At 49.3% G+C, this 16,072-nt stretch carries 15 protein-coding genes; 14 read left to right on the forward strand and 1 reads right to left on the reverse strand.

All coding sequences use genetic code 11. The features are described 5' to 3' along the window. The first annotated feature begins 24 nt into the window (after positions 1–24). The 14 genes from KCG48_RS03245 (at position 25) to holA (ending at position 15,560) form a co-directional block, all read left to right on the forward strand. Positions 25–1,950: a V-type ATP synthase subunit I gene (locus KCG48_RS03245; RefSeq protein WP_211799871.1), complete on the forward strand. Its 1,926-nt coding sequence runs from the start codon at positions 25–27 to the stop codon at positions 1,948–1,950. 18 nt (positions 1,951–1,968) lie between these two features. Continuing rightward, complete coding sequence (locus KCG48_RS03250; protein ID WP_211799872.1) at positions 1,969–2,415, forward strand: ATP synthase subunit C; 447 nt, start codon at positions 1,969–1,971, stop codon at positions 2,413–2,415. An 18-nt stretch (positions 2,416–2,433) separates the two neighbouring features. Then, positions 2,434–2,742, forward strand: a complete 309-nt coding sequence (locus KCG48_RS03255) for a V-type ATP synthase subunit F (protein WP_211799873.1) — start codon at positions 2,434–2,436, stop codon at positions 2,740–2,742. Positions 2,743–2,752: 10 nt separating this feature from the next. Continuing rightward, on the forward strand, positions 2,753–3,352 hold the full coding sequence (locus KCG48_RS03260) for a V-type ATP synthase subunit E (protein ID WP_211799874.1): 600 nt from the start codon (positions 2,753–2,755) through the stop codon (positions 3,350–3,352). Between the two features lie 41 nt (positions 3,353–3,393). Next, entirely contained in the window at positions 3,394–5,145 is a 1,752-nt protein-coding gene (locus KCG48_RS03265) for a V-type ATP synthase subunit A (RefSeq protein WP_408004692.1), read from the forward strand. 18 nt (positions 5,146–5,163) lie between these two features. Continuing rightward, a complete protein-coding gene (locus tag KCG48_RS03270; protein WP_211799876.1) occupies positions 5,164–6,606 on the forward strand; it encodes a V-type ATP synthase subunit B in 1,443 nt (480 codons plus the stop codon). 2 nt (positions 6,607–6,608) lie between these two features. Continuing rightward, positions 6,609–7,241 (forward strand): V-type ATP synthase subunit D, encoded by a 633-nt coding sequence (locus KCG48_RS03275; protein WP_211799877.1) that lies wholly within the window; start codon positions 6,609–6,611, stop codon positions 7,239–7,241. A gap of 136 nt (positions 7,242–7,377) precedes the next feature. Further along, positions 7,378–8,895, forward strand: a complete 1,518-nt coding sequence (locus tag KCG48_RS03280) for a UDP-glucose--hexose-1-phosphate uridylyltransferase (protein ID WP_211799878.1) — start codon at positions 7,378–7,380, stop codon at positions 8,893–8,895. Continuing rightward, positions 8,879–9,892 carry an aldose epimerase family protein gene (locus KCG48_RS03285; protein ID WP_211799879.1) on the forward strand — a complete coding sequence of 338 codons (1,014 nt, stop codon included), beginning with the start codon at positions 8,879–8,881 and terminating at the stop codon, positions 9,890–9,892. The genes KCG48_RS03280 and KCG48_RS03285 overlap by 17 nt, the downstream gene beginning before the upstream one ends. A gap of 132 nt (positions 9,893–10,024) precedes the next feature. Beyond that, positions 10,025–10,378: a DUF1622 domain-containing protein gene (locus KCG48_RS03290; protein WP_211799880.1), complete on the forward strand. Its 354-nt coding sequence runs from the start codon at positions 10,025–10,027 to the stop codon at positions 10,376–10,378. Between the two features lie 195 nt (positions 10,379–10,573). Next, complete coding sequence (locus KCG48_RS03295) at positions 10,574–11,896, forward strand: murein hydrolase activator EnvC family protein (RefSeq protein ID WP_230976984.1); 1,323 nt, start codon at positions 10,574–10,576, stop codon at positions 11,894–11,896. A gap of 390 nt (positions 11,897–12,286) precedes the next feature. Beyond that, positions 12,287–12,916: a sigma-70 family RNA polymerase sigma factor gene (locus KCG48_RS03300; RefSeq protein WP_211799881.1), complete on the forward strand. Its 630-nt coding sequence runs from the start codon at positions 12,287–12,289 to the stop codon at positions 12,914–12,916. Next, the gene (locus KCG48_RS03305; protein WP_211799882.1) at positions 12,904–14,514 is read left to right on the forward strand and encodes a ComEC/Rec2 family competence protein; all 1,611 of its coding nucleotides are present in this window, start codon (positions 12,904–12,906) and stop codon (positions 14,512–14,514) included. The genes KCG48_RS03300 and KCG48_RS03305 overlap by 13 nt, the downstream gene beginning before the upstream one ends. After that, entirely contained in the window at positions 14,514–15,560 is a 1,047-nt protein-coding gene (gene holA / locus KCG48_RS03310; protein ID WP_211799883.1) for a DNA polymerase III subunit delta, read from the forward strand. Before KCG48_RS03305 ends, holA begins: the two co-directional genes overlap by 1 nt. A 98-nt stretch (positions 15,561–15,658) precedes the next feature. On the opposite strand, the gene rpsT is transcribed toward holA, so the two are convergent. Next, a complete protein-coding gene (rpsT, locus tag KCG48_RS03315; RefSeq protein ID WP_211799884.1) occupies positions 15,659–15,922 on the reverse strand; it encodes a 30S ribosomal protein S20 in 264 nt (87 codons plus the stop codon). Positions 15,923–16,072: the final 150 nt, after the last annotated feature.

Here is a 16,072-nt window from a genome sequence, read left to right on the forward strand (position 1 = left end):
ATGTCATAGGAAGGAGGAACTTTAATGGCGATTTCTAAAATGAAACTGGTCAATATCGTCTCGGATTTGGAAAGTCTTGACGAAGTACTGGCCAGATTCATTGAAATGGATGATTTTCATCCGGAACCGGCCAGCAAACTGGCCGGCAGTGTGCATGGCCTAACCACCTTATATTACGAAAATCCTTATCTGAAGATGCTCAATCGCATCAAGGAAGTGGAAGAGGATATGGGGTTAGTCATCAAGAAACAAACCGTTGATGTCAAGGACTGCGACCTGGCGCAAATCAGCAGGTTTATTGAGAAAACCCATGATAAGTATGATTCGATCAACTCTCAGATCAAGGAAATTGAGCAGCTCATCCGAGAGGATGAAGATGCTCTCATTCAGGTAAAAAACATCGAAAATCTCGATGTTTCTCTGGATGACATTTTTTCCTGCAGGTATATTGTGTCCCGAGTAGGCCGCTTGCCCCTGGACAGTGTCACCAAGCTGCAGTTTTACAATAACCGTCCCTTTGTCTGGAACAGTTTCAGTGAGGACACCAATTACAGCTGGGGCATCTACATGACCACCAACAGCTATGAGCGGGAAGTGGACAACGTCTTTACCTCTCTTTATTTCGAGCGAATTCATATTCCGGATTTTGTCCATGGCACTCCGGAAAAGGCCAAGGAAAACCTACAGGAAGAGATCGACAGCCTGAAGGCCAGCGTGGAAAAGCTGAACAAAGAAAAGCAAAGCCTTCTGGAGCGAACCCAGGAGCGTTACTCCCTGTTTACTGCAGTGCTGGAGCATGTGAGCAAAGTCTTTGAGGCCCGAAGATATGTTTTGGGCTTCGGGGAGCGTTTTGCCATCACGGGGTTCATCGCCGCTTCCGATGTCAAGAAGCTGGAAAAAACCTTCGCGGATCTTCCCAAAGTAGAGATCGAAGTTCGGCCTGCACAAAATGACAAGCGTCTTGTACCGCCGACGAAGCTGAAAAACAGCTGGTTCTCCAAACCCTTCGGCATGTTTGTGGAAATGTACGGGGTTCCAGCCTATAAGGACATCGACCCGACCCCCTTTGTGGCCTTCACCTATACCATGCTCTTTGGGATCATGTTCGGCGATTTGGGCCAGGGCCTGCTGCTGTCCTTACTGGGATATCTCCTGTATCGATTTAAGGGAATGAAACTGGGTGCTGTGGGCATCCGCATTGGACTTTCTTCCGCACTCTTTGGTCTGCTTTATGGATCAGTTTTCGGAAACGAGGAAATTCTCACTCCCTTCTATACGGATATCCTGGGACTTCCCGGAAAGCCCATCCATGTTATGGATCCCGGCTTTACCATGACCTTGCTTCTGGCGGCCATCGCCATTGGTTCTGTCCTCATTGTGGCCACCATTGGCATCAACATCTACATCAATTTCAAGAAACAGCACTATGCCGAGATGGTGATGTCCCATAATGGCATTGCCGGGCTCTTCATGTATACCTTTGTCCTTGGCGGTGCCGGGCTGATGCTGGGTGGTGTGTTCAATCCCTTCAATACGCTGACGCTGATTCTCTTTGTGGCGGTCCCGCTGCTGCTCATGTTCCTTAAGGAACCCATTGAGCGGAAGCTGCACCATGAAGCGATGTTCCCCAATGGATTTGGCGGCTTCTTTACGGAGGCGTTCTTTGAACTCTTTGAGATCATCCTTTCCTATATCACCAACACCATGTCCTACATGCGTGTGGCCGGCTTTGTCTTGTCCCATGCGGGCATGATGCTGGTGGTGTCCAGCCTCATGGAAATGGCGGGTTCCGCCAGTCCTGTGGTTTTTGTCTTCGGAAACCTCTTTGTCATGGCTCTGGAAGGACTTATTGTGGGAATTCAGGTCTTGCGTCTGGAATTCTATGAAATGTTCTCCCGCTATTACACCGGTTCCGGTATTCCGTTCAAATCTTTAAAAGAAACGATATAAAAAATGGAGGAAATTCCTATGTTGAATTCAATTGAAATATTTCTGCCCCTGGCGCTGATCGTCCTCATTGCACTGCCCCTGGTGAATGTCTTCCGCGGGAAGGCCACAGCCAAATCCGCAAAGCGTCGTCTGCTCACCCATGTCTTCTCGTTCTTCGCCGTCATCGTCGCTTCGATCATTTTCTCCCTCAGCGATGTTTCCGTATTTGCTGCTGAAGAAGCTGTGGTAACTGCCGGAATCACCGGTACCATCGCCCAAGGTCTGGGCTTCATCAGTGCTGCCCTGGCCACCGGTATGTCTGCCCTTGGCGCAGGTATCGCCGTTGCTGCCGCAGCCCCTGCCGCCATCGGTGCTTTCTCCGAAAATGAGAAAAACTTCGGTAAGTCCCTGATCTTCGTGGCACTGGGTGAAGGTGTTGCGATTTACGGTCTGCTGATCTCCATCCTGATCATCAACAAGCTGTAAGCAGAAAGGAAGGTTTCCATGAAATTTTTCCTCATCAGTGACAATATTGATACCCAAATGGGAATGCGTTTGGCAGGAATCGAGGGTGTGGTCGTCCATGAACGACGAGATGTCCTGAAGGAACTTGAACGGGTCATGCATGATCCGGAGATCGCCATCGTGATGATCACCACAAAGCTCATTGAAACCTGTCCCGAGGTCATTTCTGAATTAAAACTACGACAGCTGAAGCCGCTCATCGTTGAAGTACCGGATCGTCATGGGGAGTCCAACATTGGAGAAACCATCGACCGGTATGTCAGCGAAGCCATCGGCGTGAAGCTATGAGGTGAAAGCAATGCAATACAATACCTTAGAGGAGCTGGAAGCCTACTTCAAGCAGGAAATCCGAAAAGTATCGGAGAAAGAGCTGGAAGAGGTTCGGCGAGAGATCGAAAAGATCAAGAATAAAGTGGTGACCGAGCTGGAAGAGACGGCGAAACTCAATGCGAAGATCATCGTGGATCAGGAGCTTAAAGAGATCGACAGTGATCATGCCATTTCCCTCAGCAGGCTGGCCGATGACAATAACCGACGGCTCATGGCGAAGCGTCAGGAGCTGACGGAAGGACTGTTCGCCGATGTCCGAAATAAACTCTTGGCCTACGCGGCCACGGACGATTACAAGACCATGATGGGGGAGAAAACCCGTAAACTGGCCCAGCGATTTCGTGCTGACGCCGTGCTTATTGTGGGCAAACGGGACGAGTCTCTTCTCCCGGAACTTCTCCGTAGCTTCAGCGAAGGGACCCAGGGTACTGTGGATCCCCAGATTGAACTGGGCGGATTCCGTCTGGAAGTCAAGAAGGACCGCATCATTGTGGATGAGACCTTTGATTCAACACTTAATGAAGAACGGGAGAAGTTCTACGCCAATTCGAATCTCATCATTGGCTAGCTTTTCACACGGCATTGCAGAACATGCAAAGAGGTGATATTTTGAACGATAATGTTATTTATTCCATCAATGGCCCCGTGGTCACCGTCAAGGACACCACATCCTTCGCCATGCTGGAAATGGTTTATGTGGGACATAAGCAGCTGCTGGGAGAAGTGATCTCCATCAAAAAGGAGTTCACCACCATTCAGGTTTATGAATCCACCACAGGGCTAAAGCCTGGAGATCCGGTATACCCCACGGGCATGCCCATTTCAGTCACCTTAGGCCCCGGAATTCTCATGAATATTTTTGACGGCATTGAGCGTCCCCTGAAAGAAATTGCCGCGGAGTCGGGAGCCTTCATCGGCGCCGGAAGCAATGTGGATCCTTTGGATATGGCCAAAACCTGGGAGGTCACCCTCACGGTCAAAGTGGGCGATCAGCTGGAAGGCGGCCAGGTTTACGGCACCGTTCCTGAAACGGAGCTTATTCTCCATAAACTCATGGTTTCTCCCACCTTAAAGGGGGAAGTCATCGAGGTGAGAGAAAATGGTTCCTACACGCTGAAGGACTGGGTTGTTCGCCTTCGGGACGCAGAAGGGGAGGTCCATGAACTGACGCTCATCCAGAAGTGGCCCATCAAGACTGCCCGCCCCATCAAGCGGCGTCTTCCCATCTCCGTGCCCCTGATTACGGGACAGCGGGTCATCGATACCCTGTTCCCCATCGCCAAGGGTGGTACAGCCAGTATCCCCGGCGGTTTCGGCACCGGAAAGACCATGACCCAGCACCAGCTGGCCAAGTGGTGTGATGCGGATATTATCGTCTATGTGGGCTGTGGCGAGCGCGGCAATGAGATGACCCAGGTTCTGGAGGAGTTCTCCGAGCTCATCGACCCCAAGACTCAACGACCCCTGATGGAGCGAACCGTCCTCATCGCCAATACTTCCAACATGCCTGTGGCAGCCCGTGAAGCCAGTATCTATACGGGAATTACCCTGGCCGAATACTATCGCGACATGGGATACCATGTGGCCATCATGGCAGACTCCACTTCCCGATGGGCCGAAGCCCTTCGCGAAATCAGCGGACGTCTGGAGGAAATGCCAGCGGAAGAAGGCTTCCCTGCCTATCTGCCCAGCCGGATTTCCCAGTTCTACGAGCGAGCAGCCTATGTGGAAAATCTGAATCTGACCGAAGGCTCCATCACGATCATCGGAGCCGTTTCTCCCCAGGGAGCAGACTTCTCTGAACCGGTCACCCAGAACACCAAGCGCTTTGTCCGCTGCTTCTGGGCACTGGACAAGCAGCTGGCCTATATCCGTCATTACTCCGCCATCAACTGGAACCAGAGCTATTCTGAATACCTGGGCGATCTCTCCAAGTGGTACAACAAGAATATCAGCCCCAAGTTCCTCCTAAACCGCAATGACATTACCGTGCTTTTGGCAGCGGAGAATAAGCTCATGGAAATCGTCAAACTCATCGGCAGCGATGTGCTTCCCGATGACCAGAAGCTGGTCATTGAAGTGGCTAAGGTGATTCGTGTGGGATTCCTGCAGCAGAACGCCTTCCACAAGGAAGACACCTATGTGCCCCTGCAGAAGCAGATGAAGATGATGGATGTGATCCTTTACCTGAACAAACGGGCCAAGGAATACCTGACCACGGGAAAATCCCTTCATATGCTTTTGGATTCGGGAATTTTTGACAAGGTCACGAAGATGAAATATGACGTGCCCAATGACAACATCGGACTTTTGGACAGCTACTTCAATATGATTGATGATGCCATCGCCAAAATCCGGTAAGAAGAAAGGAGGAGACCAATGAGCCTTCAATATATCGGTTTAAATGAAATAAATGGGCCCCTGGTGTTCCTGGATAATGTGGAAGATGTGGGCTTCGAGGAAATGGTAGAAATCACCATGGAGGACGGCTCTTCGAAAATGGGCCGTGTTGTCCAGATCGAGGGCAAGAAAGTCGTCATCCAGGTTTTTGAAGGAACGAATGCCGTTTCGCTGACCAATACGAAAACGAAATTCCTGGGAAAACCCATGGAGATTCCGCTTTCCAAAGAAATTCTAGGCCGAACCTTCAGTGGTTCCGGCAAACCCATCGATGGTCTGGGAAAGATCTATGCGGAGAAGATGGCGGATATCAACGGTATGCCGCTGAATCCGGTGTCCCGTGTCTATCCCCGTAACTACATCAACACGGGAATCTCCAGCATTGACTCCCTGACCACCCTCATCCGGGGACAGAAGCTCCCGATCTTTTCGGGATCCGGTATGCCCCACAATGAGCTGGCCGTCCAGATCGTCAAGCAGGCCAAGATTTCCGAAGGCGATGGAAAGAACTTCGCCATCGTGTTTGCGGCCATGGGCGTGAAGAATGACGTGGCGGACTACTTCAAACGTTCCTTCGAAGAAGCGGGCGTCATGGAGAAAGTCGTCATGTTTATCAACCTCTCCAATGACCCCATCATCGAGCGAACCATCGCTCCCCGGTGCGCGCTCACCGTGGCGGAGTATCTGGCGTATGAACAGGACATGCATATTCTGGTCATCCTCACGGATATGACCTCCTATTGCGAAGCTCTGCGTGAGTTCTCCAGCAGCAAGGGGGAGATTCCCGGACGAAAAGGATATCCAGGCTATCTCTACTCTGACCTTTCTTCCCTGTACGAACGTGCAGGAATCATCGAAGGGGCCAAGGGATCGGTGACACAGATTCCGATTCTCACCATGCCCAATGATGACATTACCCATCCGATTCCGGATTTGACCGGCTATATCACCGAAGGCCAGATCGTCCTGGACCGGGATCTTCATCAGAAGGGAATTTACCCTCCTGTGGGTGTGCTCCCCTCCTTGTCCCGTCTCATGAAGGACGGCATCGGAGCCGGATATACCCGTAAGGATCACTCCCCCGTATCCAATCAGCTCTTCGCCAGCTATGCGAAGGTGCAGGATGCGCGAAGCCTGGCTTCGGTCATCGGCGAGGACGAGCTCAGTGAAGTGGATAAGAAGTACATGGAGTTCGGCGAGCTTTTTGAGATCCATTTCCTTTCGCAGGGACCGGACAGCAACCGCGATATTCAGGAAACCCTGGACTTGGGTTGGGATCTTCTATCTGTGCTGCCAAAGTCGGAACTGGACCGAGTGGACACAGAAGTTCTGGAAGAATTCTACAACAATGAAAGGGCGGTTTCCAGGTTCCGGCTTGGGGAGAAAACCATCATCCGTGAGCTTTCCGTAGGCGGTGAATAAGCATGCCTAACAAGCAAGTTTTTCCCACGAAAGGTAATCTCATTGCCATCAAGAAGTCCAACGCCCTGGCGAAGGTGGGCTATGACCTCATGGACCGGAAGCGAAATATCCTCATCCGTGAAATGATGACCCACCTGGATGACGTGAAGCTTTTGCGTGAAAAGATCACCATCACCTTCAGCAAAGCCTACAATGCCCTGCAGGAAGCCAATACCACCCTGGGAATCATCACCGATCTCACGGAGGCCATTCCCATCGACAACGGCATCGAAATCACGTACCGCAGCGTCATGGGCGTGGAAATTCCCAAAATCATCTATGCGAAACCTCCGCTGAAGCTTTCCTACGGGATGGAACGGGCAAACACCAAGTTTGACTATGCCTATCGTTCCTTCTATGAGGTAAAGCTGCTCACGGTGACTTTGGCGGAAATCGAGAACAGCATTTACCGCTTGGCCAATGCCATCCGAAAATCACAAAAACGCGCCAACGCCTTGAAGAATATTGTGATTCCGGAGTTTGAAGCCAACATCAAGTTTATCTCGGAAGCGCTGGAAGAAAAAGAACGCGAAGAGTTCACCCGTCAAAAGGTGATCAAAGTGAATAAAGACAAGCAGAAGACTCTAGCCAAATAAGCAAGAAGGTATCTCGGATTATTCGGGATACCTTCTTGCTTATTTCCTCGAAATCTTCCAGGAGAAAGGGAATGATGCTTTAATATTTCCGGATATTCCTTTATACTAAAGGAAGTGTGAAAAAGGAGGGTGTTGTATGATAGACATCAATTTGGACGTGAAGCGGTTGGTCTCCTATGCTGTCCGCAAGCAGCTCATTGAGGAAGCCGACCGGATTTACGCCACCAATGCACTGATGGAAGTGCTGAATGAGGATCACTATGTGGACGTGGAAGGCCCTTGTCTGGAGGAACCGGTGGAAGACATTCTACAGCGGATCCGACTTTGGGCTGTGGAACAGGGGAAAGTGGAAAATGACTCCAATGAACTCCTCGACCTGCTGGACACGAAACTCATGGGGGTTTTTGTCAGCAAACCCTCGGAATATTTAAAAGCATTCTGGGCACGCTATGGAATCTCCCCGAAGTCTGCCACAAAATTTTCCTATGACTTTGCCCGGGCAACGAACTATATCCGGGAGCAGCGGGTGGCAAAGGATGTCAAATGGGTCCATGAAACTCCCTTCGGTCCCCTGGACTTAACCATTAACTTGTCTAAACCGGAGAAGGATCCGCGAATGATTGCCAAAGCCCGGACGACGGCCCAGGGAGCGTATCCCCAGTGTCTTCTCTGCAAAGAGAACGAAGGCTATGCCGGGAGACTGGATTATCCGGCAAGGCAGAATCATCGGATCATTCCCCTGACGCTGGCGGGGGAGCCCTGGTTCATGCAGTATTCGCCCTATGTCTACTACAATGAGCACTGCATCGTCTTCAAGGGGGAGCACGAACCCATGAAGATTACCCCGAAAACCATCCACCGGCTGCTGGATTTTGTTACCCTTTTTCCCCATTATCTCATGGGATCCAATGCTGATTTGCCCATTGTGGGCGGCTCGATTCTCACCCATGACCATTTTCAGGGCGGGAATTTTGAGTTTGGGCTGGCCAAGGCCAAGGAAGAGCCGGGGGTCTCTTTGGGAAATACCGGCGTGGAAGCGTCCATTGTCCATTGGCCCATGAGCGTGATCCGATTGAAGGGGAGTGCGCCGGAAGCGCTTTTGAAGGTCGCCGCTTTGATCCTGGAGCGCTGGAAAACCTATTCCGATGAAGAGGTGAATCTTCTCGCCTCCACGGAAGGGGAAGAGCATAATACCATAACCCCCGTGGTGCGGTTCCGTAAGGGCAGGTATGAGGTGGATCTCATTCTGCGGAACAACCGGCGGGATGCACAGCATCCCACGGGGATATTCCATACCCAGCCCCAGTACCATCACATCAAGTGGGAAAATATCGGGCTCATTGAATGCATGGGTCTGGCTGTGCTCCCCGGGCGATTGAAGAAAGAGTTTGAGCGCATGAAGGCTCCCATGCTTCTAGGGAATTGGGAAGCCATTGCCCAGGACGAGGAGCTGAAGAAACACAAGGATTTTGCATTGAATATTCTCCTTCGGCACAAGGATCTTTCGGAAGATAATTATGAAGGAATTCTCTTCCAGGAGATCGGGGAAGTATTCCATAAGATTCTCCTGGACTGCGGCATATTCAAACACGATGAGAAGGGAAGGGCAGCCTTTGCTCGCTGCTGTGAGGCGCTATATGAGGATCAGATTTGAACCGATGAACGACCTGGGGGAGGCGTGCAGAAAAGTCACCCTGGAGAATAGGAACAAGATGAAAGTCAGCTTCGTTACCCTGGGGGGCTTGATGACGGCTTTTCATCTCCCGGATTTGGAAGGTACAGTGGAAAATGTGGTATTTGCGCAGCCGTTTGGCGAAGATCACCCGAAACTTTTGGATACTCCCTTTGGCGGCATGACGATGGATGAGCTTCCCCCCTATGAAGCAGAGGTGATCTCCGAAGACCCTCCTCGAGTTCGACTCTGGCGAGAGTCTCAGGATCCCTTGGTCCTGGACCCCTTTCCGGGATGGTCCAAAGAGCTGCTGGTGGAGCTGGAGTCGCACACGCTGCGGATTTGGGATAAGAATCCTGGGGGTTCGGAACCCATCTTTCATCCTTCCCACTTTATGATGTTCAACCTGTCTGGCGATCATCGGGAAAGCGTCAAATACCATGAACTGTTCCTCCGCTCTTCGGCGGTGGAGTTCCTGGACGAGGACGCAAAGCCTTCCGGAGAGCTCCGGGATACCTGGGGGACTGCCTTTGAGTTTCGGTATCAGCGGGAAATCGGGGAGGAAATGAGTCCGGAGGAACCTCAGTTTCAGCGGGGCGATGGATTTCATCACGGATATGTTCTGACTTCGGAAAAAGGGACAGCGGCAAGAATTACGCACCGTTTTACGGGAAGAACCCTGGAAGTGGAGACCTCCTATCCCTTTGTTCTCCTGGATACTCACCGTCCAAACCCCCATGAGTCAGGATCCTCCCATGGGCTTTTTCTTGGCTTTGGTACGCTTCCCCAGCGTTTGGCAAAAGCAGCGGAAGCCCAGAAAAAACTTCCCATAAAGGGCGTAGAACCGCTTTTCGTGGAGTATCGCTTTAAACTGGAAACCCCAGTGGAACTTCCGTTTTTCGGAGAAAATTGCCCAGATTCCGAACAAAACTCAGTGGGTGAAGAGGATTTTCTGAATTCGCTTTTGCCAAGATTTTGAAGATTAACTGCACTTTGTTTGGTGAAAGGTGCAGAACGTTGGCAATTTAATAATTAATTAACAAACACATTGATTTCGATATCGTTCTCATCTATCATGAAGGAAGAATGATTGATGAAAAGGAGATTTTCAATGTTAGCAAAGTTTATTGAGCACTATCTTCCGACGGTGATCTACCTCTTGGAATTCATGGGAATTATTGTCATTGTGGTGACCTCGACAAAAGCGTTTGTCATCTATATCCAAGGGATTCTCTCCCGTCATGTGGAAGACGACCAGATCAAGACCGACTTTGCCAAAGGATTGGGTATGGCCTTGGAATTTCTTCTCTCGGCGGAGGTGCTGAAGACCATTATTATCCATACTAAGGATGAGCTTTTAGTCCTGGGGATCATCATGGGCTTAAGAATCATCGTTGCGCTGCTTCCTCAGCTCATGCATTCGGGAAGTCATAAGGAAAAGACGATTTTCAAGAAGTCCGCATAAAAAAAATAGGAAAACAAAAGGGCATGAATATGAAATTCAAGCCCTTTTTTGTGAATATAATGTAAATTTAGCTAACTTTACTATATATTCTTCGTTTTTTCGATTATGATCAAATTGTAAATGTGAAACTTATGCACTTATCTTAATCTTTGGGATAAGATCGTGTAAAATTAGCGGTAGGAACAGGAGGGAAGTATGAAAAAGAAAATAATTGCGATCATCACAGCGATTCTACTGACCACTCAAATGACCGCTATGGCCACAGAAACGGGGCAGTATCAGGATAAAATTGAAGAAAACCAAGAAAAGATCAATGAACTGAATCAGGAAAAAAATGAAATCCAGGATAAAAAGCAGAAAGTCAATGCTGAACTGGAGAAGATGATCCAGTCCATTAACTCCCTTAACCAGGAAATCGCTGCGCTTAATACGGAGATCAGTGTCAAGAGCAGTCTGATTGAAAAGAAATCTGGAGAAATCACCGCCATGGAGCAGAAGATCGTGGAGTTGGAAAACAACATCACCATTCAGGCTGCCCATATCAAGGCAAAAGAAGAAGAGCTGAAGACGCAGCAGGATATCCTCAGTGAAAGAGTCCGGGCTGCCTATAAATACAACTCCTTTGGCAATATTATTTTCACCCTCATGGAATCCACCAGCATCATCGATTTCACGGAACGGCTGATGTTTATTGAAAAAATGGCGGAGAAAGACCATGAGATCATTGCCACCATTGATGCCATCATCGTGGAGCTGGATGCCACAAAGGCCAGTTTGGAAGCTTCGAAAGTGGAAGCCGAAACCACAAGAACAACCTTGACCCAGGAAAAAGCATCATTGGAAAAAGAAAAGAGCACCCTCGTCCAGAGCAAGGCTGCTGTGGAATCGAAACTGAAAGAACAGCGAAATCTGGAGTATGAAAAGAAAGCCCTGATCAATGCCATGACGGAGGAAGAGCGTCAGCTTTCCACCAATATCGGCGATATCATGGAAGAAAATGAAGAACTGGAAGCGGAAATTCAGCGTCTGATTCGGGAAGCTCAGGAAAAAGCCCGAAGGGAAGAAGAAGAGCGGAAGAAGGCTGAGGAAGCTGCAGGCGGCGGTTCAGGATCAGGATCCAATGTGGAAGTCTCCACTGGGTTTATTCGGCCCGTCAGTGGCAGAATCACCTCCTACTACGGAAACCGCGTACATCCCATTTACGGGGATATCCGTTTCCATACCGGCGTAGATTTCGCCTCATCCTATGGCACCGGTATTAAGGCAACAAAAGGCGGAAAGGTCATCTTGAGAAGTTACCATTCCGGTTATGGAAACTATATGATCATCGATCACGGCAATGGAATTTCATCCCTCTATGCCCATCTGAGCGGCTTTAATGCCACGGTGGGCCAGACCGTGACCCAGGGGCAGATCATCGGATTCATTGGAAGCACAGGGGCCAGCACAGGGCCGCATCTTCATTTTGAAATCCGGTTGAACGGAAACCACGTCAATCCCATGACATATTTGGATTAATATTCCACGAATAGAGAGCTTCGGCTCTCTTTTTTTGCAAAAAATTTTTCGTCAATTTTTCGCTTAATTTAAAACCGAATCAACCGGGCTGATCAAGATTTCCATGAAGGGTGGGAGTCGTATAGGTTTTACCCACCGGGAGAAGCAGATGTTGAGTGGAATTAAACTTTGAAATGGCAAAATAAATATTAAATATATAAAATAAATATTTTTAATAAATAAAAACAAGATATTATTAAAATAACATCGGAATAAATAGGGAAAAGTCATCACAGTCCCGTTTTCGAGGGATATTTTCCTGTAAAGCCCGATATAAGCGGATTGTCGAGGAGATTACCTTGAGAAAATCCGTATTTACCAGTAATTTTAGATCATAACGCGCGAAAGGGGATGATCAAAATTTACTGCAATGAAGCACTCATCGAGGAGATCCGAGACGGTAACCGGCAGGCGGAAGAGGAGCTGGTGGAAGCCAATAAGGCCCTGATTTACAAAATTATCAAGGACTACTATTATGCCTCTCCCCATCCCTCCGACATGGAGGATGTTTTTCAGGCAGGCTGTGTGGGACTGCTGAAGGCGGTAAAAAACTACAAGCCGGAGTTTGGCAACAAGTTTGTGACTTATGCCTACTACCTGATTCGAGGGGAAGTGCAGCGGATTTGCGAAGAACATCAGCGAAGAGAAATGACGATCTCATCATTGAACTTTCGAAACCGCGACGGGATGATCATGGAATCTGCAGAAGACATCATCGATTATGTTCGACAGACCAACGGGGAAGGCCACTCGGAGTGGACCCATACAGATGAGGTGAACAACCGGCTCATGGTGGAGGAAGTTCTGCAGATGGTCACCCCTTTGCAGAAGAAGATCCTCGTGCACCGCTATTATGACGGGATGTCCCAGCAGGAAATCGGGGATGCCATTAAGCGGTCCCAGGTTTTTGTGTCCCGGGAGGAAAAACGGGCAAGAAAGCGCATACAGACGCTTTTGGCCGAACGTGAATGCACTTACTAGCACTGACGGTTCTAAGCTTTCTGTGCGCCCTCTACGGGCTCTCCCTGAAGTCCTATGGACTGGTGGCCATGCTCCTGGGCCTCATTTCCTTGGGATTGGCGAGAGAGGGGAAACGGTATGTGCTTGTGGCGCTTCTGGGCCTGTTCCTGGCGTGGGTTTCCCTTGACCATTATTATGGGACAGGGGCGCCGGTGAACCTTCGGATCACCGCCCGGTATGAGCGTTCCACCGTGGTGACCGAAGGATCCCGAAAGTATCTTCTGGAAGAGGCCATGCCAGATTTTCCGGAAGGCACGGTTCTCACCGGGAAGGTCAAGGTCACGGCCCGGGAACCCCATCGGAGCGGCTATGCAGGAGTGGTGGAGATCCGGGAAATGAAAGCACACTCCGATGGCATCAGCAAAATGCAGCGCGTTAAGCAGAATCTCATGGATCAGGTCATGGAGAAATATGGATTTGATCGGGGAAGTCTCATGGCATCGCTGGTCCTGGGAAGAACCGAGGGGATTGATGAACGGCGAAGCGAGGATATGGAGAATCTTGGCATTATGCATATTCTCTCCATTTCGGGATTTCATTTTGCCTTATTGGAAATGGCGTTAAAACGCCTGGGCTTGAAAAAGGGAAGACTGCCGGTGATGCTTTTCTATGCGTTCTTCATAGGCTCCGTTCCCGGATACCGGACGGTACTCACCATCTGCTACCGTGAGGTCAGTTATGCTTGCCGAAGGGAAGGTGATCCCGTCACGGGGCTAGCTTTAGCCTTCTTCCTGCAAGCGTTTCTTCAGCCTTATCTCATCTTTCGACCTGGATTTTTGCTGACCTATTTCTCTACCCTGGGAATTCTGCTCTTTCACCCACCGCTTCTTAAATATTTTCTTCATGGACCGACTCTTTTCCTGGAATCCATGGTGATGACGCTCAGTGCCCTGTCCTTATCCCTGCCCATGGTATTAGCCTTTGCTCCGGAACTGTCCCTGGGGATCTTTCCTGGAAATCTCCTCATGGTACCGCTTTACACCATCATCACCTATTTCTCCTTTATCGGGGTATTGGTTGTGGACATTCCCGTGCTTACTACCATAATTGAGCCATTTATGGGGATTTTCTTTGATTTGGCGGCTTATGTGGGACGATTTATGGGAAGCATGAAGCTGGTGCTGAATCTGGAGCATTTGGTATTTGGCTATGTTGGCGTCGCATTATCCCTGTATCTCTTTCTTCGGAAAGGGGCGCGAAAACGCGCGCTGGTTTTTCTTCTGGTGATCCTTCTCTTTACCTTGCCCTGGGGAACTTCCGTAAGCCTGTACAACAAATACGGCCTTCCCTATATTCGGATTACCCATAAAATGAAGGTTTATGATATCATGGATTATAGGATCGCTGAGGAGGGAATGACTTCTCTGCGCAAAGCCATGGTCATGACACTGGATAATCGAACGATACGCATCGAGCCTTCGGGAAATCCCCGGGGCATTCCCCGGGTGTATCTCGACAACCGGAGGCTGAACCTCGGGGATCGCCTGGAGTATACTTCCGGCGTATACCGGGTGAAGAAGGTTATGCTCATGGGTAGAAAAGTGATGAGGGTGAAGTAGTGGAGTATTTAGAACTGATCGAGATCGTGAACAGTGGAAAAAAACGGGCATTTTTTCTCTATGCCCAAGATGAGCAGATGATTTTTCAGGTGCGCGATCAGCTGCGAAAAAAGGTCTTAAAAGAAGAGGATTCCCTAAGTCACATCAAGCTGGATGCCAACCGGTGCACGTCGGAAGATCTTCAGAATGCCCTCTCCAGCTATTCTATGCTGAGTGAGGATATTCTGGTGGAGCTTTCCAACTGCCAGTTCATGGAGACCAGTGGAAGTTCGCCCCTGAAGGAGCTGGTGGAGGAGTATCTGAAAGATCCCCGGGATGATCTCTATTTCATTGGTTCCTACAAGTATGAGAACGACTTAAACAAGAAGAACTTTTACCTGGATGGGTTAAAAAAGAAAATCAGCCCAAAGAGCATCATCGAAGCCGTGGACTCCTTAAAACCCCGGAGTGTGAGTGCTTTTGTGGAGAAACTCCTCCTGGAGCGGGGAGTGGAGCCGCCAAAGAATCTTGCTACCTTTATCAGTGAAGTTTTCAAAGGAAGCACGCTGCAGCTGGAGAAAGAAATCGACAAACTGGTTGCCTATACTGCCGGGCGTGAGATCCGAAAAGAGGACGTGCTGAAGATCATGGAGATCTCCGATGAACGGCATATTATGAATCTCCTGGACCTGATTTTTACGGAGCGGGGATTGGGCCGAAACATCAAAGATATTCTGAATCTTGTCAACGATTTGGTCTATCGGGGCGAAAAAGCGGAAATGATCATTGGCGTCATCGGCAGCAGACTGCGGCTGCTCTTCAAGATCAAAGCCCTGGCAGAGCAGAAAGCAGGCTCCGCTGAGATCATGAAATCCCTGAAAACGGGAAGCGCCTGGTATGCGGACAGGATGACCCGCATTGCCGATGCCATCAGCTACAGCGAATACGGCAAGCTGTTGGATGTGATTCTGGAACATGAGTATATGATGAAGACCACTTCCGTGGACTCCATGGCCTTGCTGGAAATGCTCATACTGGGTCTGGTCAATGCTCGGGATATCCGATAAGATAATAAGGCAGGAAACGACGCTGGTCGTTTTCCTGCCTTATTTCGGTGGGAAAGTAAAAACCCTGCTTTGAAGTTTCCTTCAAAGCAGGGGATCCATTATGCCATTTTATTGAACTTCAGAGTAAGTCTGGACTTCTTTCTGGAAGCCATGTTCTTATGAATTATACCCTTAGATGCAGCCATATCTACGGATTTAATTGCAGAACCCAACAAGACCTTAGCCTCTTCCGCATTGCCTGCTGCAACAGCAGTCTCATACTTCTTAATGGCGGTCTTGAGCGCAGATTTTACCATTTTGTTCCTGAGTGTCTTCTTTTCGGTAATCTTGATTCTCTTCTTAGATGATTTGATGTTTGCCACTTTTTCACCCCCTCCAATTATATTTCGGGCATGTATTTTTTCAACATGTCCTAAAGGGTTAACTCCAGCAATTTGGGGAAATGTGCTTGCGAGTCTTATAACATTCGTATTATATCATCTCAGGATTTTTGATGCAAGGGCAAAACACAA

The sequence above is a fragment of the Proteiniclasticum sediminis genome (genome assembly GCF_018128025.1).
In the GTDB taxonomy this organism is placed as follows: domain Bacteria; phylum Bacillota; class Clostridia; order Clostridiales; family Clostridiaceae; genus Proteiniclasticum; species Proteiniclasticum sediminis.

Excerpts from the sequence above, each read along its gene's own strand:
- KCG48_RS03290 (WP_211799880.1), top strand. The coding sequence starts at position 10,025 with ATGTTAGCAAAGTTTATTGAGCACTATCTTCCGACGGTGATCTACCTC.
- KCG48_RS03250 (WP_211799872.1), top strand. The coding sequence starts at position 1,969 with ATGTTGAATTCAATTGAAATATTTCTGCCCCTGGCGCTGATCGTCCTC.
- KCG48_RS03285 (WP_211799879.1), top strand. The coding sequence starts at position 8,879 with ATGAGGATCAGATTTGAACCGATGAACGACCTGGGGGAGGCGTGCAGA.
- KCG48_RS03260 (WP_211799874.1), top strand. The coding sequence starts at position 2,753 with ATGCAATACAATACCTTAGAGGAGCTGGAAGCCTACTTCAAGCAGGAA.
- KCG48_RS03270 (WP_211799876.1), top strand. The coding sequence starts at position 5,164 with ATGAGCCTTCAATATATCGGTTTAAATGAAATAAATGGGCCCCTGGTG.
- KCG48_RS03255 (WP_211799873.1), top strand. The coding sequence starts at position 2,434 with ATGAAATTTTTCCTCATCAGTGACAATATTGATACCCAAATGGGAATG.
- KCG48_RS03295 (WP_230976984.1), top strand. The coding sequence starts at position 10,574 with ATGAAAAAGAAAATAATTGCGATCATCACAGCGATTCTACTGACCACT.
- KCG48_RS03245 (WP_211799871.1), top strand. The coding sequence starts at position 25 with ATGGCGATTTCTAAAATGAAACTGGTCAATATCGTCTCGGATTTGGAA.
- KCG48_RS03275 (WP_211799877.1), top strand. The coding sequence starts at position 6,609 with ATGCCTAACAAGCAAGTTTTTCCCACGAAAGGTAATCTCATTGCCATC.
- KCG48_RS03305 (WP_211799882.1), top strand. The coding sequence starts at position 12,904 with ATGCACTTACTAGCACTGACGGTTCTAAGCTTTCTGTGCGCCCTCTAC.
- KCG48_RS03300 (WP_211799881.1), top strand. The coding sequence starts at position 12,287 with ATGATCAAAATTTACTGCAATGAAGCACTCATCGAGGAGATCCGAGAC.
- KCG48_RS03280 (WP_211799878.1), top strand. The coding sequence starts at position 7,378 with ATGATAGACATCAATTTGGACGTGAAGCGGTTGGTCTCCTATGCTGTC.